This window comes from Bradyrhizobium lupini (assembly GCF_040939785.1).
Classification (GTDB): Bacteria; Pseudomonadota; Alphaproteobacteria; order Rhizobiales; family Xanthobacteraceae; genus Bradyrhizobium; species Bradyrhizobium canariense_D.
The window spans coordinates 3,780,723-3,803,922 of the sequence record NZ_CP162553.1 but is presented as its reverse complement, the minus strand read 5'-3'; the positions used below and the strand labels follow the sequence as shown (position 1 = coordinate 3,803,922).

Here is a 23,200-nt window from a genome sequence, read left to right as displayed (position 1 = left end):
GTCGGGCAGTCCGGCAAGCGAGCCTCAAAAGACAAGCTTCAGAAGTCGGAAGCGATGCCCTTGCGCTCCCAATCGCCATAGCGGGTCGGTTCGGGTCCTTTTGGGCCCTGCAACTCCTTTGGCGCCGCCTGGCCGTCGTTTTTAGTTCCGACTGCCGCAGCCTGACGGCGCGCTTCGGCCTCGGCCAGCGCGCGCTGGGCGGCCGGCGTAAGCTGCTTGCGGTCGGGAACGGGAGGCTGGTCGCTCATCGCCGGCTTTCTAGCGCGGGATGGCCCGCGACGCGACGCCCAATAACGCATTCCTGAAATGGCTCCGAAAGGGCTGAAAAACCCGGAAGCGATTCTTACATTTGGCATATTCGCGTGCCAGAGATCGCCTTCTCAAGGCATGCGCCCATTACGGCGAACTGCCGCTGCTCAGAACCTTGTTTCCGCATGCCTTCTCAACGTTTCGCTCCTCCATCCGAAGTGCCCGGTCTCGCGGCGCGGCGGATTGCCGCCGACATCGTCGACGGCGTGCTGCAAAAGCACCGCACACTTGACGAGCAGCTCGACGGCAGCGGCGCCCATCCCGGACTGAAGACGCTCCCCGACCGCGACCGCGCGCTGATGCGCCGCCTGGTCGCCACCGTGCTGCGCCGGCTCGGCACGCTCGGCCATGTGCTGTCCCGCCTGCTCGACAAGGGCATTCCCTCCGACGCGCCGCGCGCGCAGAGCGCGCTGTTGATCGGCGCCGCCCAGATCCTCTGGATGGACGTGCCCGATCACGCGGCCGTCGATCTCTCCGTTCGCCTCGTGCAATCCGACCGGCGCGCCGCGCGCTATGCCGGCCTCGTCAACGCCGTGCTGCGCCGCTGCGCCCGCGAGGGCAAGGCGCTGGTGGACGAGGTTGCCGCGCAGTCGCTGGACCTGCCGCCCTGGATGGTCGCGCGCTGGAGCGCGCATTATGGCGAGACGGTCGCAAGGGACATGGCGCTCGCGCTCAGCCATGATCCGTCGCTGGATCTGACCGTGAAGTCGGACGCCGCGCAATGGGCGAGCCGGCTCCATGGCGAAGTGCTACCGACCGGATCGGTGCGCACGGTGCTGCACGGCGCGGTGACCATGCTTCCCGGCTTCGCCGAAGGACAATGGTGGGTGCAGGACGCCGCCGCTGCGTTGCCAGCCCGGCTGTTCGGCGACATCAAGGGCAAATCCATCGCCGATCTCTGCGCCGCTCCCGGCGGCAAGACCGCGCAACTGGCGCAGGCCGGCGCGCACGTCACCGCCATCGACCGCTCGCCTGCCCGGGTGGCACGGCTGCGCGAGAATCTGACGCGGTTGTCGCTGCAGGCCGAGACCGTCGTCGCCGACGCCGCGGAATGGGCCGGCCCTGCCGATGGCTTCGACGGCATCCTCATTGATGCGCCTTGCACATCGACCGGGACGATCCGCCGCCACCCCGATGTATCCTGGCTCCGGCAGGAATCCGACATCGCCGCAATGACCGCGCTCCAGCGGCGGCTGCTGCAAAAATCGGTCTCGCTACTCAAGCCCGGTGGGACGCTAGTTTATTGCACCTGTTCGCTGGAACCTGAAGAGGGCGAGCATGCGGTCGCCGCGCTGCTGACCGCGGAGCCCGGTCTCCGCCGGGTTCCGATCGATGCGTCCGAGGTGTCTGGGCACAGCGAGATCATTACCGCCGAGGGCGATCTGCGCACCCTGCCCAGCCATCTGCCGAACGCCGATCCCAAGCTCGGCGGCCTCGACGGATTTTTCGCGGCCCGGCTCGTTAAATCCTGATTTTGCACTGGATTTTGCAAACACGGCACTGATTCGCGTCGTTCAAGGTGGTGTCGGCCGTCCGATTTTGGGATTAATAAGGATTCGTCGGAATCCTCTCCCCCATCAAGGCAAGGCGTGTCGGTCGCTCAACGCAGACGTATCTCGACGCTGGTGATGAACCGCTTCGCGCGGAACATGCTCGCGCGCGCGAGCGGCGGTTCCGTCGCCCTGTCGCGGGTTTGGCCCGGCCGCGCCGACCGGCTGATCATCGCGCCGCATGATCTACGCACCGCGGATGCGACCCGCGCCGCCGAGATCTATGCCGGCCGCTTCGTCTTCGCCGGCAAGATCGTCAATTGCCACGGCCGCTCGATCTTCGATCTCGAGCCGCCGTCGGAAGATTGGGAAGTTGCGCTGCTCGGCTTCGGCTGGCTGCGCCATTTGCGCGCCGCCGACACCGCGCTGACGCGCGCGAATGCGCGCTCGCTGATCGAGGACTGGATCGGCAACCCCGCCAGCAAGCGCCGTCCCGTCGCGCGACGCGCCGACGTGCTGGCGCGCCGCGTGATCTCCCTGCTGTCGCAGGCGCCGCTGGTGCTGAACGATACCGACAACAAATTCTATCGTCGGTATCTGCGCGCGCTGGCGCGCGAAATCCGCTTGCTGCGCTACACCATGGTCAACATCCCCGACGGAGTGCCGAAGCTCCAGGTGCTGATCGCGCTGTGCTATGCGGCGTTGTGCCTTGCCAACCAGGCAAGTCACATCCGCAGCACCTCGAAAAAGCTCTCGGATGAATTGCAGCGGCAGATCCTGCCCGACGGCGGGCATGTCTCGCGCAACCCGGGCGCGCTGATCGAGCTCTTGATCGACCTGTTGCCGCTGCGGCAGACCTTTGCCGCGCGCAACATCGCGCCGCCGCCCGCGCTGCTCAACGCGATCGACCGCATGATGCCGATGCTGCGCTTCTTCCGCCACGGCGACGGCAATTTCGCGCTTTTCAACGGCATGAGCGCGACCCCGTCGGACCTGCTCGCGACGCTGCTTGCCTATGACGACACCCACGGCGCGCCGATGTCGAACATGCCGCATACCGGTTTCCAGCGCCTCGATGCCGGCCAGACCACTTTGATCATCGACACGGGCCCGCCGCCGGCGGCCAGCGTCAGCCACGACGCCCATGCCGGCTGCCTGTCGTTCGAACTCTCCTCCGGCATCAGCCGCATCGTCACCAATTGCGGCATGCCGGCCACGGGCCGCGACAATTGGCGGCCGTTCGCACGCGGCACGGCGGCGCATTCGACGCTGACCTATCACGACACCTCGTCATGCCAGTTCGTGGAGATGTCGGCGATGAAGCGGCTCTTGCACGGTGCTCCGGTCACCAGCGGCCCGGTCGAGGTCGAGAGCTATCGCGAAATCGTGCAGAACGGCACCCTGCTCACGACGTCGCATGACGGTTACCTGACAAAATTCGGCGCGATCCACCGCCGCGTACTGATGATCGCCAATGACGGCGCGCGCATCGACGGCGAGGACACGTTGTCGCCGCCGCAAGGCGGGCGCTTCAAGGGTCCGGACGCCGATTTCGCGCTGCGATTCCATCTGCACCCGGCGGTGAAGGCGAGCCGGCTGTCCGACGCCCGCGGCGTCATGCTGGTGCTCCCGAATCGCGACGTCTGGACCTTCGAGGCGCTCGACGACAAGGTGGAACTCGAGGACAGCGTGTCCCTGGCCGGCAATGACGGCCCGCGCCGCACCGCGCAGATCGTGATCCGTCAGGATGCGCGGCAGGCGCCCTCGATCCGCTGGAGTTTTGTCCGCTCCACCGCCTCGCCGGCGGTCACGAATGCCCGCAGAAATGCACGGCGGGAGCCGGAACTTCCGCTGTAGACGCATGCGATTCGGCACCATCTGGTCGTTGTGATAGCGACCGAAAACTGCTATCGAGCCCTCGCTCGCGCGACTGGCGACCTTGGATGGAGCACCATCGGGAAGCGCGGGACACAGCTGCCGCGCGCCTGGGCATTACTCCTTCAGACAGAGGATCTTGCTCATGACTGACCATCCCCGCCGCGTCACCCGCGCACTTCTCTCCGTTTCCGACAAGACCGGCCTGATCGACTTCGCAAAGGCGCTTGCCGCGCACGATGTCGAACTAATCTCGACCGGCGGCACCGCAAAGGCGATCGCCGCGGCCGGCCTCGAGGTGAAGGACGTGTCCGAGCTGACCGGCTTCCCCGAGATGATGGATGGCCGCGTGAAGACGCTGCATCCGAAGGTGCACGGCGGTCTGCTCGCGATCCGCGACAACAAGGACCATGCGGATGCGATGACGGCGCATGGGATCGCGCCGATCGATCTCCTCGTCGTCAATCTCTATCCGTTCGAGGCGACCGTCGACAAAGGCGCGGGCTTCGAGGATTGCATCGAGAACATCGACATCGGCGGCCCCGCGATGATCCGCGCCGCCGCGAAGAATCATGACGACGTCGCCGTCGTGGTCGAGGCGCAGGACTATCAGGCCGTGCTCGATGAGCTCGCCGCCAACAGCGGTGCAACCACGCTGAAGTTGCGCCGGCGCCTTGCCGCCAAGGCTTACGCGCGCACTGCCGCCTATGACGCCGCGATCTCGAACTGGTTCAATCGCCAGCTCGAGATCGACGCGCCCGATTTCCGTGCCTTCGGCGGCCGGCTGATCCAGTCACTGCGCTATGGCGAGAATCCGCACCAGACCGCGGCGTTCTATGCGACGCCCGACAAGCGGCCGGGTGTCTCGACCGCGCGGCAGCTCCAGGGCAAGGAGCTCTCCTACAACAACATCAACGACACGGATGCGGCCTATGAATGCATCGGCGAGTTCGACGCCAAGCGCACCGCAGCCTGCGTCATCGTCAAGCATGCCAATCCCTGCGGCGTCGCGGAGGGCTCCGACCTCGTCGGCGCCTACCGCAAGGCGCTGGCCTGCGATTCCACCTCGGCGTTCGGCGGCATCATCGCGATGAACCGCGCACTCGATGCTGACACCGCGCGCGAGATCACGAAAATCTTCACCGAGGTGATCATCGCGCCTGACGCTAGCGAGGAAGCGATCGCCATCATCGGCGCGCGCAAGAACCTTCGGCTTCTGCTCGCCGGCAGCCTGCCCGACCCGCGCGCGCCGGGCCTCACCGCCAAGACGGTGGCGGGCGGTCTCCTCGTGCAGAGCCGCGACAACGCCGTCGTCGACGACATGACCTTCAAGGTTGTCACGAAGCGCGCGCCCACTGATGCCGAGATGCGCGACCTGAAGTTTGCTTTCCGTGTCGCAAAACACGTCAAGTCCAACACCATCATCTACGCCAAGGATCTCGCGACCGTCGGCATCGGCGCCGGCCAGATGAGCCGGGTCGATTCAGCGCGGATCGCGGCACGCAAGGCTCAGGATGCGGCCGCCGAGCTGAAGCTCGCCGAACCGCTCACCAAGGGCTCGGTGGTGGCGTCGGATGCGTTCTTCCCGTTCGCCGACGGCATGCTCGCCTGCATCGAGGCCGGCGCCACCGCCGTGGTGCAGCCCGGCGGCTCCATGCGCGACGACGAAGTGATCAAGGCCGCCGACGAGCATGGCATCGCCATGGTGTTCACGGGCACGCGGCACTTCAGGCACTAGATCTGTCGTGTACTAAACTCGACGGGTCGTCCCGGCGAAGGTCGGGACCCATAGCCCAGGAAGTAGTTTGGTGTGCGGTACTGGCCGTGTCGCGGCAACGAGCAATCACGCGGTATGGGTCCCGGTCCCCATGCGCAATTGCGCACTAGGCCGGGACGACGCTAATTTTCCCGCACCCGCATCAACAGCGCCAGACCCGCGACGAAGAACACCACCAGCACGGCCATGCCGGCCTTCTGGCTCGCCGTCACCGCGGTGATCACGCCGATCAGCAGCGGGCCGATGAAGGAGGTCACTTTCCCCGTCAGTGCGAACAGACCGAAATACTGCGCGATGCGGTCCTTCGGTGCGAGACGGATCAGAAGCGTACGTGAGGCCGCTTGCAGCGGACCACCGGCCGCACCGATCAGGCAGCCCAGCACCAGATACGCGCGCTCTGACGCAGCCGCGAACAATGCACCGCCGGGCGTGGGCGGCGCGACCTTGATGAAGAGGATCGAATCCTTGTCGACCAGCAGGATCGCCGCCAGCGCCAGCAGCAGGATCAGCATGCTGCCGGCGATCACGCGCTTCGGCCCGAAGCGATCGTCCAGCTTGCCGCCGGACCACGCGCCAAACGCGCCGGCGATCGCGAGCATGATGCCGAAGGTGCCGATCTGGATCGTGTGCCAGCCGAACGTGCCCGCGGCATAGATGCCGCCGAAGGCAAACAGCGACACCAGACCGTCGGTGTAGATCATGTTGGCGAGTAGAAACGCCGCAAGCGATTTCTGCTGCGGCAGCCCCTTGATCGATTGCTTCAGCTCCGACAGGCCTTCGTGCAGCGCCTCACGCACCGGACGCTTCGCGGGATAGTCCGGCGTGAACAGGAACATCGGCGTCACGAAAATGATGAACCAAAGTCCGGTCAACGGTCCGGCGGCACGATCGCCCTGACGGCTGATCGGATCGAGCCCGAACAGAGGCGTGAAGCCGAGCAACGTGCGGCCGGTCTCGGGATTCGCGGCGAGCAGGCCGAGCACGATGACCAGGCTGACGATGCCGCCGACATAACCCGTCGCCCAGCCGGTGCCGGAGAGCCGCCCGATGCGCTCCGGCGGCACCAGCGTCGGCATCATCGCATTGTTGAAGAGAGTGGCGAATTCCGCGCCAACGCTGGCGAGCGCGACCGCGGTGAGCAGCGGCGGAATGATCGAGGGATCGCCGGGCTTGCCGATCCACAGCGTGCAGGATGCCAGCACCAGCACTGCGCCGAATCCGGCGATCCACGGCTTCCTGCGGCCCGACGCATCGGCGATAGCCCCCAGCACCGGCGACATCAAGGCAATCGCGAGGCCCGCGGCAGCCATCGCAAAGCCCCACAACGATTGCCCGGTGGCGGGATTCGGCGCAATGCCGGTGGCGAAATAGGGCGCGAACACGAAGGTCGTGATCAGCGTAAAATAAGGCTGCGCGGCCCAGTCGAAGAAGATCCAGCTGACGACGGCGCTGCGCGGCGGATAGGTCCGCTGCGCGGCGGCGATCCGCGCATCCCGGGCGATCGTCGTCACTCCATAATCCTCATCACGAACAGTTTTGCCTCTGTCGGGGCAAACCGTATAGCATTGCAGCGCTGCATGTGAACTGCCCATGGCCATTGCGGAAGTTTGATGATGTCGTCTTTTTCGACACGGCGGACATTTTTCGCCTTCCTTGCCACTCTGGCGTTCGGACTTCCGACCGCGACCGCGCAGGATGCGCGGCGGGCCTATGTGCCGCCCGCGCTCGACACCGTGCACGCCGTTCCCGCCGAACACGGCATGGTCGTAGCGCAGGAGAAAATCTCCGCGCAGGTCGGCGCCGATATCTTGCGGCGCGGCGGCAATGCCGTCGATGCCGCGGTCGCGACCGGCTTTGCGATGGCCGTGACCTATCCGCGCGCCGGCAATATCGGCGGCGGCGGCTTCATGGTGATTCATTCCACCGAGCGCAACGAAGACATCACGATCGATTATCGCGAGACCGCGCCGGCTGCGACGACGCCGCAGATTTTCCTCGGCGCCGACGGCAAGCCCGATGCGGCGAAGTCGCGGGATTCCGCGCTCGGCGTCGGCGTGCCTGGCACCGTCGCGGGTCTTGCGCTGGCCCTGGAAAAATATGGCTCGGGGCGGTTCACGCTGGCGCAACTGCTCGAGCCCGCGATCGTGCTCGCCCGCGACGGCTTCCTCGTCGGCGACGACATTGCCGACACGCTGCCGGGCTGGCACAAGCGGCTGGTGCGCTGGCCCTCCTCGGCCCAGATCTTCTCGCGGCCTGATGGCACGCCGCTTGGCGAAGGCGACAAGCTGGTGCAGAGCGATCTCGCCGAAACGCTGTCGGCTGTCGCCGCACAGGGCCCGCGCGGTTTCTATGAGGGGCCGGTCGCGGAAAAACTTGCCAAGGCCGTGACTGACGCGGGCGGCATCATGACGTCGGCCGATTTGAAATCGTATCAGGCTGTGATCCGCGCGCCGGTGCGCGGCACCTATCGCGGCTATGACATCGTGTCGATGCCGCTGCCGTCGTCGGGCGGCGTGGTGCTGGTGGAGACGCTCAATATCCTCGAAGGTTTTCAGCTCGCCGATCTGAAGCAGGGATCGCCGGCCTCGCTGCATCTGTTGATCGAGGCCATGAAGCGCGCCTATGCGGACCGGGCGCGCTATCTCGGCGATCCCGCCTTCGTCAACGCGCCGATCGGGACGCTCACCGGCAAAGATTACGCCGCCAAGCTGCGGGCAACCATCTCCGCGGATCGCGCCACGCCGTCGAAACAGCTCGTTTCCACCGCGGCCTCACCGCATGAGGGCAGCAACACCACGCATTTTTCCGTCATCGACGGCGGCGGCAACGCCGTCAGCAACACCTATACGCTGAACTTCAGCTACGGCGTCGGCCTCGTCGCCGACGGCACCGGCGTGCTGCTCAACAACGAGCTCGACGATTTCACCGCAGCGGTCGGCGCTTCCAATGCCTATGGCCTCGTCGGGTTCGAGCCCAATTTGCCCGGGCCGGGCAAGCGGCCGCTGTCCTCGATGTCGCCGACCATCGTCCTGAAGGACGGCAAGCCGGTGCTGGTGACGGGCTCGCCGGGCGGCAGCCGCATCATCTCGACAGTGCTCCAGGTGATCGTCAACGTCCTCGATTACAACATGGAGGTCGCCGCCGCCGTGGCCGCACCGCGACTGCATCACCAATGGCTGCCCGACGAGGTCCGGGTCGAGAGCGGCTTTCCCGATAATGTGCTGCTCGAGCTGAAGGCGATGGATCATCACATCGTCGCGCCGATGGGGCAGACATCGGCGAATTCGATCGCGGTGACCGCCAACGGGCCGCTCGGCGCGCCCGATCCACGCACCCGGGGCGCGGAAGCAGCGGGGCAGTAACTCTGTCCTTGCATGGCGCGAAGGCCGGCGGCCGGCTTACGCGCGCCGCCGCGCGTGCTACCATCGCGAGGCCAGAGAAACAGCCAAAGAAAACACCGTCGGGAAACGCGCATGACCACCGTTGATCCGAACCAGCGCATCGAACGCGCCGAGATCGAGGACACCAGCCTTCTTGCCTTCTATCGCGACATGAACGCGCCGGAGCGGCGGACATTCTGGGCGTGCGCCGCGGGCTGGGCGCTCGACGGCATGGACTTCATGATCTACCCGCTGGTGATCGGCACCATCGTCGCGCTGTGGAAGGTCGATGCGGGATCGGCTGGCCTCGCCGGCACCGTGACGCTGCTGGCCTCCGCCATCGGCGGCTGGCTCGGCGGCTATCTCTCCGACCATATCGGCCGGGTCAGAACGCTCCAGATCACCATCATCTGGTTCTCGTTCTTCTCGCTGATCTGCGCGGTCGTGCAGAATTTCGAACAGCTCCTGATCGCACGCGCGGTGCTGGGCCTCGGCTTCGGCGGGGAGTGGGCGGCGGGCGCCGTGCTGATGGGTGAAGCGATCCGGCCGCAATATCGCGGGCGAGCGGTCGGCTCGGTGCAGTCAGGCTGGGCGGTCGGCTGGGGCCTCGCGGTGCTGTCGCAGGCGATCCTGTTCTCGGCCTTGCCGGCGGAGACGGCGTGGCGCTGGATGTTCGTGATCGGCGCGCTACCGGCGCTGCTGGTGTTCTACATCCGCCGCTCCGTGACCGAACCGGAGATCGCGGCCGAGGCCCGCGCCAAGCAGGCCGCGAGCGGCAATCGTCCGGCGCTCTGGGAAATTTTCTCGGGCCCGATCCTGAAGACCACGATCCTGGCGTCGCTGATGGCGACGGGCTGCCAGGGCGGCTATTACGCCGTCACCTTCTGGGTGCCGCAGTTCTTGACCAAGGAGCGGCACCTGTCGATCGTCGGCTCGACCGGCTATCTCTCGACCCTGATCATCGGCTCCTTCATCGGCTATCTCACCGGCGCCTGGCTCGCCGACCGGATCGGACGGCGCAATCTGTTCCTGACCTTCTCGATCGGCGCGATGGCGGTTGTGCTGCTCTACACGCAGCTGCCGCTCACCAACGAAATCCTGTGGGTGCTCGGCTTCCCGCTCGGCTTTTTCGCCTCGGGCTATTTCTCCGGCGTCGGCGCATTCCTGACCGAGCTTTATCCAACGCGGCTGCGCGGCTCGGGCCAGGGATTTTGCTACAATTTCGGCCGCGGCATTGGCGCGTTGTTTCCGTTCCTGGTCGGAGCGCTGTCGGCGACGACGTCGCTTGCGAATGCGATCGCGATCTTCGCAGTGGTGGCTTACGCGCTGTTCTTCATCGCCGCCTTCGCGCTGCCGGAGACGCGCGGGCGCGTGCTGCACGCGGACTGATGCAGGCTAACTATCGCCCCACCTGATACGGCCCGCCCTTTTCGAGGGCGCGGCTGTAAGCCGGCCGTGCATGAATGCGCTCCAGGAACGCCATCGCCTTGGGGTGGCCGAGCTCGAGCCCGCCGCGCGCCTGGGCAGCTTCGAGCGGAAAGCTCATCTGGATGTCGGCGGCGGTGAACTCGTTGCCGGCGAACCACTCGGTCTTGCCGAGCTCGCCTTCCCAGTAATCCATGTGCTGCTTGAGCTGCGGATTGACCAGCGCAGTCAGCGCCTGGTTCGAGACCTTGCGCACCAGCGGGCGGAGCAACGCCGGCGCGCGCTTCGGCATCAGCGTGAACAGCAGCTTGAGCAGCAGCGGCTGCATCGCCGAGCCTTCCGCATAGTGCAGCCAGTAGGTGAAGCGCAGCCGCTCCGGCGTGTTCGGCGGCGGGACCAGCCGGCCGTTGCCATAGGTGGCGATGAGATATTCGGTGATCGCGCCGGATTCGGCGATGGTGTTGCCGTTGTCCGTGATAACGGGCGACTTGCCGAGTGGATGGATGGCGCGGAGCTCCTTCGGCGCGCGCATGTCCGGCTGGCGCTGATAGCGCACGATCTCGTAAGGCACGCCCAACTCTTCGAGCAGCCACAGCACGCGCTGCGAGCGGGAATTGTTGAGGTGATGAACGGTCAGCATCGCGTGGTCCCCGGGGCTAGGCATAGTTCGATCGGCCGCGCGTTCGTGCCAGCCCGGGAACGCAATGTCGAGCCATCCGGTCGGGTATTTTAACCCGGGTATATTGACCTTAGCAATTTACCCGGGTATTAAAGCTGCCATCGCGACCAATATGGCAATGATTCCAATGCAGAAGACTTTCACCGCTTTCCAAGGGCATCGCCGTCTGGTCTCCGGGCCGGCAGGAGAGGTCGCGCTGGTCATCAAGAGGATGACGGAGCGACCGGACGAGCCCATCATCATCTTCGAGGACGCCACGGGCAGATCGATCGACTTCGATCTGCGCGGCGGAGACCGGGAGGTGCTGGCGCGGCTGGCGAAGCTTGTGCCGCCCCCGGTTGAGGACACCGCATCGCCGAGCGAGCCGCGCGGTCGCGGCCGGCCGAAGCTCGGCGTGGTCGCGCGCGAGGTGACGCTGCTGCCGCGGCACTGGGAGTGGCTCAGCGCGCAAGCAGGCGGCGCCTCGGTCGCACTACGGAAACTTGTCGAAGAGGCGCGGCGTGCCAGCGGCGACAAAGACCGCGAGCGGCAGGCGCGCGATGCGGCCTATCACTTCATGTCGACCATGGCCGGCAATCTGCCGCAGTTCGAGGAAGCATCGCGCGCGCTGTTTGCGGATGATCGGCGGCGTTTCACCGGACTGATCGCAGATTGGCCCGCCGACATCCGCGACCACATTGTCAAGCTCGCCTACAGCGACCGCGCTTAGGTGCGCGCCTTCTCACAACCCCATCGACGGCCAGGCCACGCGCATTGCGCGTGGCGACGGTTTCGCAGGCCCTGATGAAAGGCCAATCCATGTCCGCAGCCAAGCCGCTCTGGAAAAGTTTTCTGCGCTTCCTGGCACCGTTGATGCTGAGCAACGCGCTGCAATCACTGTTCGGCACCGTCAGCAACGTCTATCTCGGCCAGATGATCGGGATCGACGCGCTTGCATCGGTCTCGGTGTTCTTTCCGGTGATGTTCTTCCTTTTCGCCTTCGTCATGGGGCTGAGCACCGGCGCCACGGTGCTGATCGGCCAGGCCTATGGTGCGGGCGAGCAGGGCCGGATCAAGCTCATCGTCGGCACGACGCTCGCAATCGGCCTGCTGCTCTCGATTGCAATTGCACTGATCGGCGGCATCTTCAGCCGGCAATTGATGATGATGCTCGCAACGCCCGCAGACATTCTCGACCAGGCTAGCGCCTATGCCCGCATCATGCTGCTCACCATGCCGCTCGGCTTCGTCTTCCTGCTGATGACGGCGATGATCCGCGGCGTCGGTGACGCGCTGACGCCTTTGCTGGCGCTGGCCTTGTCGACCGCGATCGGCTTGATCCTGACGCCGATGCTGATCCGCGGGTCGTTCGGATTGCCGGCGGCCGGCATCACCAGCCCGGCCTGGGCGGCAGCGATCGCCAACGCGCTGACGCTGGTCGCGCTGGCGGCCTATCTGCTGCGGAGAAAACATGCCTTGGCACCGGACGCTGCACTGCTGCGCCATCTGCGGCTCAATCGTGTGGTGCTGGGACAGATCCTCGGCATTGGACTGCCGAGCGCGATCGGCATGGTGGTGATGGCGATCGCCGAGCTGGTGCTGCTCGGCCTCGTCAACGGCTTCGGCTCGAACGCCACCGCAGCCTATGGCGCGGTCAACCAGGTGATGGGCTACACGCAGTTCACGGCGATGTCGATTTCGATAGCAGTCTCCATCCTCGGCGCCCAAGCGGTCGGCCGCGGCGACAGAGCGGGGCTCGACGGCATCGTGCGCACCGGACTTGCGTTCAACATCGTCTTGACGGGCGGGCTGGTGGCGCTGATCTATCTCGCGCCGCGCGCCGTGCTCGGCATCTTCATCACGGATGACGCCGTGCTCGAGCTGGCCAAGAGCTTGCTCAACATCGCACTGTGGAGCTCGGTGCCGTTCGGCCTGGCGACGGTGTTTTCCGGCGCGATGCGCGCTGCCGGCGTGGCACTGACGCCAATGCTGCTCGCGGTCTTCGCCATTATGGCGATCGAGCTGCCATCCGCAGTGATCCTGAGCCGCACGATTGGCCTTCAGGGTGTGTGGGCCGCCTATCCGATCGTGTTCTGCGCCATGTTCCTTTTGCAGATGGGCTATTACCTTCTGGTGTGGCGCAAGCGGACGATCCGGCGCCTGACCTGACCAAATCATCAAGAGATTATGACCGTCATTAAACGGTAGACCCGCGGCGCGCGCTGCGCCACAATGCGAAAAAAGCGACGTCAGGGAGCATGATTTTGACCCGCACAGCCCCGCAATTCCTGTTCGATTTCGGCAGTCCGAACGCCTATCTCAGCCATCTCGCGATCCCCGCCATCGAGCAGCGCATCGGCGTCAAATTCGAATATGTGCCGATCCTGCTCGGCGGCATCTTCAAATCGACCAACAACAAGTCCCCCGCCGAGACGCTTGCCGGCATCAAGAACAAGCGCGAATTCCACGCGGTCGAGACCGAGCGCTTCGTCAAGCGCTTCCAGGTGCAGCCCTATGTCATGAATCCGTTCTTCCCCGTCAACACGCTGAACCTGATGCGCGCAGCGATCGCGGCGCAGCTCGAGGGCGTGTTCGAAACATACGTCGAAGCCGCCTTCCACCACATGTGGCGCGAGCCGAAGAAGATGGACGATCCGGAAATCGCCGCGAAGGCGCTGGCGTCCTCCGGCCTCGACGCGCAAAAGCTGTTCGCTCGCGCCGGGGAACCGGAGGTGAAGGGCAGACTGATCAAGAACACCGAGGAGGCTGTCGCGCGGGGCGCGTTCGGCTCGCCGACCTTCTTCGTCGGCAACGAGATGTTCTTCGGCAAGGAGCAGTTGCGCGAGGTCGAGGAGATGGTGTCGGGGAAGTGATTTTCTCGAAGCAGGGAAACCGAACAATGTCCTCGACGTCATCCTGGCGAAAGCCAGGACCCATAACCACCGGATCGCGTTTGGCGATAGGCGGGGGCTCCGACTTGTCCGACAAGAGGCAGTCGGGGTAATGGGTCCTGGCTTTCGCCAAGACGACGAAAAAGAACCAACAACAAGGACAATCCCATGCGTATCCTCGTGGTCGGCGCTGGCGCCATCGGCGGCTATTTTGGTGGCAGGCTGTTGCAGGCCGGCCGCGACGTCACCTTCCTGGTCCGGCCGCGGCGCGCCAGCGAGCTCGCGAGCGCCGGCCTCGTCATCAAAAGCCCGAACGGCGACGTGACCTTGAAAAATCCGCCGACCATTCAGGCCGACGCGCTCAAGGACAAGTTCGACGTCGTGCTGCTGAGCTGCAAGGCCTTCGACCTCGACGACGCCATCAAATCGTTCGCGGCAGCAGTCGGGCCCAATACGGCGATCATCCCGATGCTCAACGGCATGAAGCATCTCGATATCCTCGACGACAAGTTCGGCAAGGAGCGCGTGCTCGGTGGCCTCTGCGCCATCGCCGCGACGCTCAACGAGAAGCGCGAGGTGGTGCAGCTCCAGCCGATGCAGTCGATCAATTACGGCGAGCGCGACGGCGAGCTGTCGGATCGCGTCAAGGCGATCGACGAGGCCTTCAAGAGCGGCATCGCTGGGGCCACCGCCAGCCAGAACATCGTGCAAGACATGTGGGAAAAGTGGGTGTTCCTTTCCTCGCTGGCCGCGTCCACCAGCCTGATGCGCACCTCCGTCGGCAATATTCTCGCCGCTCCCGGCGGCAGGGATTTCCTGCTCGGCATGCTGGACGAGACCAGCGCGATCGCCACCGCGTCGGGCTACACGCCGGGCGGGCCGTTCTTCGAGCGCGTGAAGGGCAACCTCACCACCGAGGGTTCACCGATGACGGCCTCGATGTTCCGCGACGTCAAGGCGGGCCTGCCGGTCGAGGCCGATCACGTCATCGGCGACCTCATCGCTCGCGCCGATGCCGCCAAGGTGCCGGTGCCGAAGCTGCGCATCGCCTACACGCATTTGAAAGCGTATGAGAAGCAGCGGGTGGGGTAGCCGCAGCTTCCGCTATTTGAAATACGCGAGATAGTGCGAGACGGCGGTGATTTCCTCATCGCTCATGTGATAGGCGACATCGGCCATCGCAGCGCCACCGCCGCCGACGCGCTGGCTGCTCTTGTAGTCGTGCAGCGCCTTGACCAGGTATTCCTCGCGCTGGCCCGCCAGCCGCGCGACGGCCTTGGTGCCGGCAAAGCTATCCGTATGACATGAGGCGCAGCGGCGGCCGGCGGCAACTTGGGCGCCCTTTTTCGACAGGTCCGGATCCTTGTCCTCCGCCGCTGTGGGCGGCGTCAGCGCGGCGAAATAGGCGCCGAGATTGCGGACGTCCTCGTTGGTGATTTCCTCGGCGATGGGTTGCATCTGGTCGTTCTTGCGCGAGCCGGCGCGGAAAAACACGAGCTGCCATTGCAGAAATTGATCGGGCTGGCCCGCGAGCGAAGGAATGTTCTCGGTCTGCGAGATGCCGTTCTCGCCGTGACAGCCGGCGCAGACGGCGGCCTTCTCCTTGATCGCGGCATTGTCGGCGGCGCTTGTGGGGAGAGAACCGAGCGCGAGGAGCGCGACCGCGCTGATTGCGTGCGAGATGAACTGCCGGCGCATGATTGGAATTCCGATCTATCGAACGCGTCATTCCGGGGCGAAGAAGCGCGAGCTATGATGCGCAATGACGCATCTGAGAATTCGATAACCCGCGTTCGTGGCCAAGGGTTCCGGACTTGCGCGCAAGCGGTGCGCGATCGGAAACGACAGCGTGCGAAATTGAAATGAGAAAGGCTGCGGCGCCCTCTCGGCACCGCAGCCTCGCGTCGTCTTACGCTACTTCTTGCTGTAGCTGATGCGGTAGATCGCGCCGGCCCAGTCGTCGGCGACCAGGATCGAGCCGTCCTTGGCGAGAATGATGTCGTCGGGACGGCCGAGATAGCCTTGGTCGCCCTCGATCCAGCCGGAGGCGAACACCTCCTGCTTGGCGTTCTTGCCATCGGGACCGACGATCACGCGCATGATGCGGCCGCCCTGGTACTTGTGACGATTCCAGGAGCCGTGCTCGGCGATCAGGATGTTGTTCTTGTACTCGGCCGGGAATTGGTCGCCGGTATAGAACTTCATGCCCAGCGGAGCGACGTGAGCGCCGAGGTTCAGCACGGGCGGCGTGAACTCGGAGCATTTGTGGCCCATCGCGAACTTGGTATCCGGCAGATCACCCTGGTGACAGTAGGGATAACCGAAGTGCTCGCCGATCTTGCTGATCATGTTCAGCTTGTCTGAGGGCAGATCGTCGCTGATCCAGTCGCGGGCATTCTCGGTGAACCAGAACTTGCCGGTGCGCGGATCGACGTCGCCCCCGACCGAGTTGCGAACGCCGAGCGCATAGATTTCCGCATTGCCGGTCTTGGGATCGACGCGGCGGATCTGCGACACGCTGGTCGGGGGAATGCCGATGTTGAAGGGCGGTCCGAACGGAATGTAGAACCAGCCTTCCTTGTCGACCGCGATGTATTTCCAGCCATGCGCGGCATAGGACGGCATGTCGTCATAGACGACCTTGCCCTCGCCGGGATTGTCGAGCTTGTTTTCGATGTCGTCGTAGCGGATCAGCTTGTCGACCGCGATGACGTAGAGGGCACCGTCCTTGACGGCCAGACCCGTGGGCATGTTCAGGCCCTTGAGGATCGTCTTGACCTCTTTCTTTCCGTTGTTGTCCTTGATCGCATAGACGTTGCCGAGGCCGAACGAGCCGACGAACAGCGTGCCCTTGTCACCCCAGGCCATCTGCCGCGCGGCCAGCACGCCGGAGGCGTAGACCTCCATCTTGAAGCCCGGCGGCAGCTTGACCTTCTTGACGATATTGGCGAGCTCGGCGTCGGACGCGCCGGTGGGCGGACCCGACGGCGGCGCCAGGCCCTTCTGCGCCTCGGTCTCGTCGCCGAGGAACCAGTCGTCCGGCGGATGGGTCCAGAACTCCTTGGTGCCGGATTCGTATTTCTTCAGCGGCTTGTTCTTGTCCTGCTGCTGCGCGTGACCGACGCTTGTCCCCGCGAGAAGGGCAACCGCTGCAAGCGCCAGGACGGATTGAAAGACGGATCGATGGAATTTCATCGCGTCACTCCCCTAAGGCAGCCATCAGGGCTGCACATTTATTTTATTTTGCTATCGAGAGGCGAAGTTCGGACTCTGTCGAGAGGACAGACGCAGAAGGTTAGCACATCTGCGAGCGGTGAGAAGCGCGCCGCGTGCGCTGCGATAGCGCTCAGTAAAAATTGAGACGGAAAGGCAATGATCGCGAATGCCGCTACGACAACGCTCTCGCTGCAGCGCGGAATCGAGATCATGCGCGGCTAATTTGCAGGCAGCAGGAGGTCTGGAACAAAAAAACGCGAAAACAACCCCATGCAAAGTAGAACGGCTCCGGCCATCTTGCTGCCGGTGACTCCGGGTAGACATCTGACGGATCGAGCGAATTAGCAAAGCTGGCGGCTACGGGGCGACGGGGTAAGGACCATCGTCGAAAATCGTCTCATGATAGCCTTTCAACCCGACATCGCGCGCCAGCGTGCTGCGAAAATCGCGGTCATCGCGAAGGCATTTCAGGACATGCGCAAAGTCGAATTCGGGCCGCCAGCCGAGTTCGTGCCGCACGCGCTCGTTGACATAGACGCGGTCAATCGCGGGGAACAGCCGCCAACCTCGCGCCGCATAGAGCTCCGCACAATCCGGATAGAGCTCGCGCACCACACCGGCCGCATCGCGCGCCAGCGCGGCGAGGTGGCGCTGCTCGAACGGGCTCGTGGCCGACAGGATGTAGCGGGCAAACCGGATGTCCGGCGCGCGCTCGGCGGCGAGCAGATGGGCGCTCACCGCGTCCGCGATATCCAGCCGGCGATAGAGCAGCTCGTTGGCCTGCGCATTCTCCGGCGCGTAAGCCGACCGCATCGCCGGATCGTCATCGTCTTCCGGGAAGAAGCGCGAGGTCCTCAAGACCACGACAGGCAGGCCGCGCTCGCGACAGAACAGCTCGCAGAGAGTCTCAGCCATCAGCTTGGTCGTGCCGTAGATGTTCTTCGGAATCGGCGGCAGGTCCTCGGTGACCCACACCGCGGCTTGGCCCGCCTCGGGGCGAAGCTGCGAGCCAAACGCGCTGGTGGTACTGGTAAAGACAAAACTGCGCACGCCGGCGGCCACGGCCGCTTCAAGCAGGTTGAGCGTGCCGGTGACGTTGGTGTCGACAAAGTCTTGCTTGCTGTGGGTCGCCACATGCGGCTTGTGCAGGGTCGCAGTGTGGATCACCGCGGTGACGCCGTCCATCTGGGCCCGGACGAAGTCGGAATCGACGATCGAGCCCACGGCATCGGTGAAGGGCGATGGCTTCAGGTCAATCCCACGCACAGACGAATCGCGCCCGCGGAGCGTGCGGAGAAGACCCTCGCCGAGATGGCCCGCGCTGCCTGTGACCAGAATTGTCATTCGAGACTCAAACGGCCGCCAGAGGCGTGGAAAACCACGTGCCCGTCCGGCTCACTGGATGCTTTGGGAGAAAATTGGAGCGGGCGAAGGGGCTCGAACCCTCGACCCCGACCTTGGCAAGGTCGTGCTCTACCACTGAGCTACACCCGCATCCTGTGTCGGTCGCATGACTGCGCCGGCAACGGCTGTCGTATGCCAAAAGCGGGAGGGGAATGCAACAGCTACCGGCGGCATAGATGCGCAATCGGAGGCCCGATATGGACCCGAACGCGGCCAAATGCCCCAAAAAAGGCTCCGGAACCGGCGAATCGGCCCACACGGATTGAAATTCGGCCGTCCCGGCCCAATTTAGGGCCAACAGCGAAGCATATGAATTGGCGACGTGCTAAAGACCCGCCAATTCCAGACATCAGACGAGGGGATCCCGTGACGATCATCGACCAGGGTAACGGAGCAGCGGGCCCGGCTGCCGCCGATCTGATCAAGGACACGACTACCCAGACCTTCGTGAAGGACGTCATCGAGGAATCGAAGCGCCAGCCGGTGCTGATCGACTTCTGGGCGGAGTGGTGTGGCCCCTGCAAGCAGCTCACGCCCTTGCTGGAAAAAGCGGTCAAGGCCGCCAAGGGCAAGGTCAAGCTGGTCAAGATGAACATCGACCAGCACCCGGCGATCCCGGGCCAGATGGGCATCCAGTCGATTCCGGCGGTGATCGCCTTCGTCAACGGCCAGCCGGCCGACGGCTTCATGGGTGCGGTCCCGGAGAGCCAGCTCAACGCCTTCATCGAGAAGCTGACCAAGGGCGTGACCGCGCCGGGTGAGCCGAATATCGCGGAGATCCTCCAGGAAGCCGAGGCCGTGCTCGCAGAGGGCGATGCCGCCGCGGCCGCCCAGATCTACGCGGAGGTGTTGCAGCTCGAATCGACCAACATTGCGGCCCTCGCCGGGCTCGCGAAATGCTACGCCGTCTCCGGCGCGATGGAGCAGGCCAAGCAGACGCTGGCCATGGTCCCGGAATCCAAGCGCAACGACCCGGCTGTGAAAGCCGTGCAGACCGCGATCGATCTGGCCGAGCAGGCGGAACAGCTCGGGCCCGTCGCCGAGCTGGAACAGAAAGTCGCCGCAAACCCGCTCGATCATCAGGCCCGATCTGACCTCGCGATCGCGCTCAACGCGCAAGGCAACCGGGCAGCGGCCACCGAGCAGCTGCTCGCGATCGTCAAGCGCGACCGCAAATGGAACGACGACGGCGCCCGCAAGCAGCTGGTACAGTTCTTCGAGGCCTGGGGCGGCACGGACGATGCAACCGTCGAGGGACGCAAGCGCTTGTCGATCATCCTGTTTTCCTGACGCGCGCTGGCAAGGCCAGGGGACCCGGCAGATGCCGATCAACATCGAATATCGCGGGCCCGCCGACCTTCCGGAGATCCTTCCGGTGTTTCCGCTGCCGGGCGCGCTGCTGCTGCCGCGCGGGCAGATGCCGCTCAACATCTTCGAGCCGCGCTACCTCGCGATGATCGACGATGCCTTTCGCGACGGCCATCGCTTGATCGGCATGATCCAGCCCGACATCGCGCATTCGCCCAAGAATTCCGACAAGCCGGCGCTGTTCCGTGTCGGCTGTGTCGGCCGCATCACCCAGCTCGCGGAATCCGGCGACGGCCGCTACATCCTCGAGCTCACCGGTGTCTCGCGCTTCAAGGTCGTCGAGGAGCTTGAGGTTCTCACCGCCTACCGGCAGTGCAAGGTGGATTTCTTTGCCTTCGTCGACGACTTCACGCCGCGCATGGGCGAGGAGGAGGTCGATCGCGAAGCACTGCTGACGGTGCTGGCGGACTTTCTGAAGGCCAACAACCTCAAGGTTGACTGGGAGGGCGTCGAGACCGCTCCCAACGAAGCACTCGTCAACGCGCTGGCGATGATGTCGCCCTATGGCGTGGCCGAGAAGCAGGCGATGCTGGAAGCGCCCGACCTGAAGACCCGCGCCGAAATTTTGATCGCGGTGACCGAGATGGACCTCGCGAAGAAGCGCACCAGCGGCGATCCGCCGCTGCAGTGAGGGTAGGAATGCTCATGCAGCGTGGTAGGCCGCTTCGGCACCTCGCCGCAGCATGCTGGTGATGCTGGATGCAGGCATCGGCCGGCTGAAATAGTAGCCTTGTGTTTCGACGCAGCCTTCCTCACGGAGGATGTCCAGCTGCTCTTTCGTTTCGACGCCTTCGGCGGTCGTTATCTTGCCGAGGCTGACAGCAAAACGAACCACTGCCCGCGCAAGATGGTGCGCCTCTGCGCTCGGGCTGGATAGTTCGCTGACGAAACTGCGGTCGATCTTGATTTTGTCGAACGGGAATCTCTGCAGAAAGCTCAGAGACGAATAGCCGGTGCCGAAATCGTCCAGGGCAACTCGCACGCCAAGCTCGCGCAATTGTCCGAGCACCGCGAAAGCAGCCTCGCTATCGTGCATGATCACCGTCTCGGTGACCTCGAGCTCGAGCCTGTGTGGCGCCACTCCCGAACTCGCCAGCGCGCCGACAATGACGGCAACGAGTTCCTTGCTCCTGAATTGAGCGGGAGATAGGTTGATAGCGATCCTGACATGCGCAGGCCAATTGGCGGCTTCCGCACAGGCGGTCCGCAAGACCCATTCTCCGAGCGGCACGATAAGGCCTGTCTCCTCCGCAAGCGGGATGAATTCGCTCGGCGTGACCAGTCCTCGCTGTGGGTGATGCCAGCGGAGCAGGGCCTCGAAGCCGCGGGTCTCGCCGGTAGCGGCGCTGACGAACGGCTGATAGTGGAGCTCGAACTGACGATCGGCAAGGGCATCCCGCATATCGTGCTCCAGGTTGCGTCGCGCGTGCATGAGCTCGTCGAGTTCCGGCTCGAAGAAGCGGTATGCGCCACGTCCGCCACTTTTGGCGGAGTAGAGGGCGAGATCCGCGCTCTTCATGATCACGTCGGAATCGCTGCCATCGCGCGGCGCGATGGCGATTCCGATGCTGGTGCCGACCGTGACCCGGTGATCGCCGAGATCGAAGGGCTCGCAAAGCGCCCTTCCGATGCTCTCGGCCAGGCCGGCAGCCTCCACGGCTGGATTGGTGACGTAATCGATCACTGCGAACTCGTCGCCGCCCAGTCGAGCGATCAACGCGGTTTCGGTGGTGCATTCGCGCAGGCGCGCGGCGACGGCGCGGAGCAGGGAATCCCCCGCCGGATGTCCAAGCGTGTCGTTGACTTCCTTGAAGCGGTCGAGGTCGAGCATGAGCACGGCCAAGTCGACGCCACCGTTGCGAGTAACTGCGATGGCATGCTCCATCCGCTCCCTGAGCAGCACGCGGTTGGGCAGATCGGTCAACGCGTCATGTTGCGCCATATGAGTGATTTTGGCCTCAGACCGGCGCTGCTCGGTCACATCGAGATGTGTGGCAACCCATCCGCCACCGGCCATTGGCTGCCGCGTCACGCAGATCAACCGGCCGTCGGCAAACTCGTCGATCCTGCTTGAGACCGCATCGAACGGCAGCGCGGCCAGCTTCGAGATGAATTGCTCGGCAGCCCCCTCGCTGAGATCGCCCTTGAGGATTCCGTTCACGATGCGATGCCTGATGATGTCGGTGTGCGACGTCCCCGTCCGCAGCAGTTCCGGCGGCAGCCGATAGAGTCGGGCGTAGCGCTCGTTGCAGACGACAAGCCGCTTCTCGGCATCAAACATGCAAAGGCCCTCAACCATGTGGTTGATCGCGGTGTCCAGCCTGAGCGTCTGATCCTGCAACTCTCTCTGCGAGCCTTCGAGCTGCTGCCGGGCGATCGAAAGCTGGCTGATGATCTCCTCGAATTTGCTGGTTCTACTTGCCAGGCGGCGGTCGGCGAGTACGCCGATCAGGCTCATCCCAAGTACAGATAGTGCCACGCCGGCGATGGCGAGAGCGAGGAAAGTCGGCGAAAGCGACAGACTGTCGGTTGAACGCGTCGGATCTGGAACGATCTGCACGGCACCCATCGCCGTGAAGTGATGCGAGACGATAGCAAGGGTCAGCAGGACTGCCGCCAACAGTGCGCCCCAGGAGTTCTTGTACCTGACTGCAACAACGAGGGCGGCACAGCCGAGGCACATGCCCAGAATGACCGAGGCAAACACCAGATCCAGCGACCAGGTGACGCGGCCCGGCACTTCAAGTGCCCACATTCCGAGATAGTGCATGCTGGCGATGCCGCCGCCAATGACGACACCGCCTGCCGCGGCGCGCCACCGGCCGGAATAGCTGGCCGCAATGCCGAAGCCGCCGGACGTCAACAGCATTGCCGTAGCAAGCGAAAGCGCCGTCAGTACGATGCCGTAGCCGGTCGTAACGCCGGGTTCGTAGGCGAGCATCGCGATGAAATGCGTTGCCCAGATCCCATATCCGATGGCAGCGCCGGCAATCCCGATCCAGATCAACCGCGTTCTTGCGGGCGCCACGATCGCACGATGAAAGATACTGACCGCGACGCTACTCGCGAGCAAGCAGACCAGACCGGCGAGCAGGACAAGCCGCCAATCGTGCTCGACGGCAAGGCAAGCGAAAACCCGAAACATCCCAGCCGCTCCATCGTGGATATTGCCGATAGTGTCCGTGCTAATCCGCCTTCGCGTTAATTTTGTGCAACGCCTGATTGCATGCTTATTGGTTGCTTAACGTGGTCAGTGCAATTTGAAATCTGGCGGGCGCCCGCGCAGGACAATGCGCGCCACCGGTCGTAGAGCCAACCGAGAGCACTCTGGAACCGGCAGCGAGGCCTGGAGCGGAGGAAGGCGACACCGATTGGCGGGGGAGGAGACGCGCCGAACCGAAGCTTCG

19 protein-coding genes, 1 tRNA gene and 1 riboswitch are annotated in these 23,200 nt (G+C 64.4%); of the genes, 12 read left to right on the top strand and 8 right to left on the bottom strand.

All coding sequences use genetic code 11. From position 1 onward, the window contains the following. Nucleotides 1-38: 38 nt before the first annotated feature. Nucleotides 39-248: a DUF1674 domain-containing protein gene (locus AB3L03_RS17910; protein WP_085359609.1), complete on the bottom strand. Its 210-nt coding sequence runs from the start codon at nucleotides 246-248 to the stop codon at nucleotides 39-41. 186 nt (nucleotides 249-434) lie between these two features. Between AB3L03_RS17910 and AB3L03_RS17905 the strand changes: the two genes are divergently transcribed. From AB3L03_RS17905 to purH, 3 genes are all read left to right on the top strand, one after another. After that, entirely contained in the window at nucleotides 435-1,781 is a 1,347-nt protein-coding gene (locus AB3L03_RS17905; RefSeq protein WP_204512903.1) for an RsmB/NOP family class I SAM-dependent RNA methyltransferase, read from the top strand. Between the two features lie 156 nt (nucleotides 1,782-1,937). Further along, nucleotides 1,938-3,656 (top strand): heparinase II/III family protein, encoded by a 1,719-nt coding sequence (locus tag AB3L03_RS17900; protein ID WP_026233860.1) that lies wholly within the window; start codon nucleotides 1,938-1,940, stop codon nucleotides 3,654-3,656. Between the two features lie 59 nt (nucleotides 3,657-3,715). Then, nucleotides 3,716-3,797, top strand: a riboswitch (ZMP/ZTP riboswitch). A 22-nt stretch (nucleotides 3,798-3,819) separates the two neighbouring features. Beyond that, on the top strand, nucleotides 3,820-5,412 hold the full coding sequence (gene purH / locus AB3L03_RS17895) for a bifunctional phosphoribosylaminoimidazolecarboxamide formyltransferase/IMP cyclohydrolase (RefSeq protein WP_368508988.1): 1,593 nt from the start codon (nucleotides 3,820-3,822) through the stop codon (nucleotides 5,410-5,412). Nucleotides 5,413-5,573: 161 nt separating this feature from the next. On the opposite strand, the gene AB3L03_RS17890 is transcribed toward purH, so the two are convergent. Beyond that, nucleotides 5,574-6,962, bottom strand: coding sequence for an MFS transporter (locus tag AB3L03_RS17890; RefSeq protein ID WP_368508987.1), 1,389 nt, complete (start codon nucleotides 6,960-6,962; stop codon nucleotides 5,574-5,576). Between the two features lie 99 nt (nucleotides 6,963-7,061). On the opposite strand from AB3L03_RS17890, the gene ggt reads away from it, so the two are divergent. Together ggt and AB3L03_RS17880 are read left to right on the top strand one after the other, a co-directional pair. Further along, the gene (gene ggt, locus AB3L03_RS17885) at nucleotides 7,062-8,813 is read left to right on the top strand and encodes a gamma-glutamyltransferase (RefSeq protein ID WP_368508986.1); all 1,752 of its coding nucleotides are present in this window, start codon (nucleotides 7,062-7,064) and stop codon (nucleotides 8,811-8,813) included. A gap of 111 nt (nucleotides 8,814-8,924) precedes the next feature. Next, on the top strand, nucleotides 8,925-10,220 hold the full coding sequence (locus tag AB3L03_RS17880) for an MFS transporter (RefSeq protein WP_368508985.1): 1,296 nt from the start codon (nucleotides 8,925-8,927) through the stop codon (nucleotides 10,218-10,220). A gap of 10 nt (nucleotides 10,221-10,230) precedes the next feature. Here the strand turns inward: AB3L03_RS17880 and AB3L03_RS17875 are convergent, their stop codons facing one another. Then, nucleotides 10,231-10,896 carry a glutathione S-transferase family protein gene (locus tag AB3L03_RS17875; RefSeq protein WP_368508984.1) on the bottom strand — a complete coding sequence of 222 codons (666 nt, stop codon included), beginning with the start codon at nucleotides 10,894-10,896 and terminating at the stop codon, nucleotides 10,231-10,233. Nucleotides 10,897-11,047: 151 nt separating this feature from the next. Between AB3L03_RS17875 and AB3L03_RS17870 the strand changes: the two genes are divergently transcribed. The 4 genes from AB3L03_RS17870 (at nucleotide 11,048) to panE (ending at nucleotide 14,897) form a co-directional block, all read left to right on the top strand. Then, entirely contained in the window at nucleotides 11,048-11,644 is a 597-nt protein-coding gene (locus AB3L03_RS17870; protein WP_018459683.1) for a DUF2239 family protein, read from the top strand. A 74-nt stretch (nucleotides 11,645-11,718) separates the two neighbouring features. After that, nucleotides 11,719-13,083: an MATE family efflux transporter gene (locus AB3L03_RS17865; RefSeq protein WP_368508983.1), complete on the top strand. Its 1,365-nt coding sequence runs from the start codon at nucleotides 11,719-11,721 to the stop codon at nucleotides 13,081-13,083. Between the two features lie 89 nt (nucleotides 13,084-13,172). After that, nucleotides 13,173-13,787, top strand: coding sequence for a 2-hydroxychromene-2-carboxylate isomerase (locus tag AB3L03_RS17860; RefSeq protein ID WP_085349218.1), 615 nt, complete (start codon nucleotides 13,173-13,175; stop codon nucleotides 13,785-13,787). Nucleotides 13,788-13,973: 186 nt separating this feature from the next. Then, the gene (gene panE, locus AB3L03_RS17855) at nucleotides 13,974-14,897 is read left to right on the top strand and encodes a 2-dehydropantoate 2-reductase (RefSeq protein WP_085359599.1); all 924 of its coding nucleotides are present in this window, start codon (nucleotides 13,974-13,976) and stop codon (nucleotides 14,895-14,897) included. A gap of 12 nt (nucleotides 14,898-14,909) precedes the next feature. On the opposite strand, the gene AB3L03_RS17850 is transcribed toward panE, so the two are convergent. The 4 genes from AB3L03_RS17850 to AB3L03_RS17835 all read right to left on the bottom strand — a co-directional run bounded on the left by AB3L03_RS17850 (nucleotide 14,910) and on the right by AB3L03_RS17835 (nucleotide 18,515). Next, nucleotides 14,910-15,503, bottom strand: coding sequence for a cytochrome c (locus AB3L03_RS17850; RefSeq protein WP_018459679.1), 594 nt, complete (start codon nucleotides 15,501-15,503; stop codon nucleotides 14,910-14,912). Between the two features lie 216 nt (nucleotides 15,504-15,719). After that, a complete protein-coding gene (locus AB3L03_RS17845; protein WP_085349220.1) occupies nucleotides 15,720-17,000 on the bottom strand; it encodes a sorbosone dehydrogenase family protein in 1,281 nt (426 codons plus the stop codon). A gap of 378 nt (nucleotides 17,001-17,378) precedes the next feature. Continuing rightward, entirely contained in the window at nucleotides 17,379-18,365 is a 987-nt protein-coding gene (locus AB3L03_RS17840; protein ID WP_368508982.1) for an NAD-dependent epimerase/dehydratase family protein, read from the bottom strand. 75 nt (nucleotides 18,366-18,440) lie between these two features. After that, nucleotides 18,441-18,515 (bottom strand) — tRNA-Gly (locus AB3L03_RS17835). 276 nt (nucleotides 18,516-18,791) lie between these two features. On the opposite strand from AB3L03_RS17835, the gene trxA reads away from it, so the two are divergent. Both trxA and AB3L03_RS17825 read left to right on the top strand, forming a co-directional pair. Then, nucleotides 18,792-19,715, top strand: coding sequence for a thioredoxin (trxA, locus tag AB3L03_RS17830; protein WP_368508981.1), 924 nt, complete (start codon nucleotides 18,792-18,794; stop codon nucleotides 19,713-19,715). A 31-nt stretch (nucleotides 19,716-19,746) separates the two neighbouring features. Then, nucleotides 19,747-20,424, top strand: coding sequence for an LON peptidase substrate-binding domain-containing protein (locus tag AB3L03_RS17825; RefSeq protein WP_018459676.1), 678 nt, complete (start codon nucleotides 19,747-19,749; stop codon nucleotides 20,422-20,424). 12 nt (nucleotides 20,425-20,436) lie between these two features. On the opposite strand, the gene AB3L03_RS17820 is transcribed toward AB3L03_RS17825, so the two are convergent. Then, complete coding sequence (locus AB3L03_RS17820; protein ID WP_368509058.1) at nucleotides 20,437-22,866, bottom strand: EAL domain-containing protein; 2,430 nt, start codon at nucleotides 22,864-22,866, stop codon at nucleotides 20,437-20,439. Between AB3L03_RS17820 and AB3L03_RS17815 the strand changes: the two genes are divergently transcribed. Beyond that, nucleotides 22,831-22,998, top strand: a complete 168-nt coding sequence (locus tag AB3L03_RS17815; RefSeq protein WP_231191005.1) for a hypothetical protein — start codon at nucleotides 22,831-22,833, stop codon at nucleotides 22,996-22,998. The two genes, AB3L03_RS17820 and AB3L03_RS17815, sit on opposite strands and share 36 nt — an antisense overlap. The last annotated feature ends 202 nt before the right edge of the window (nucleotides 22,999-23,200 follow it).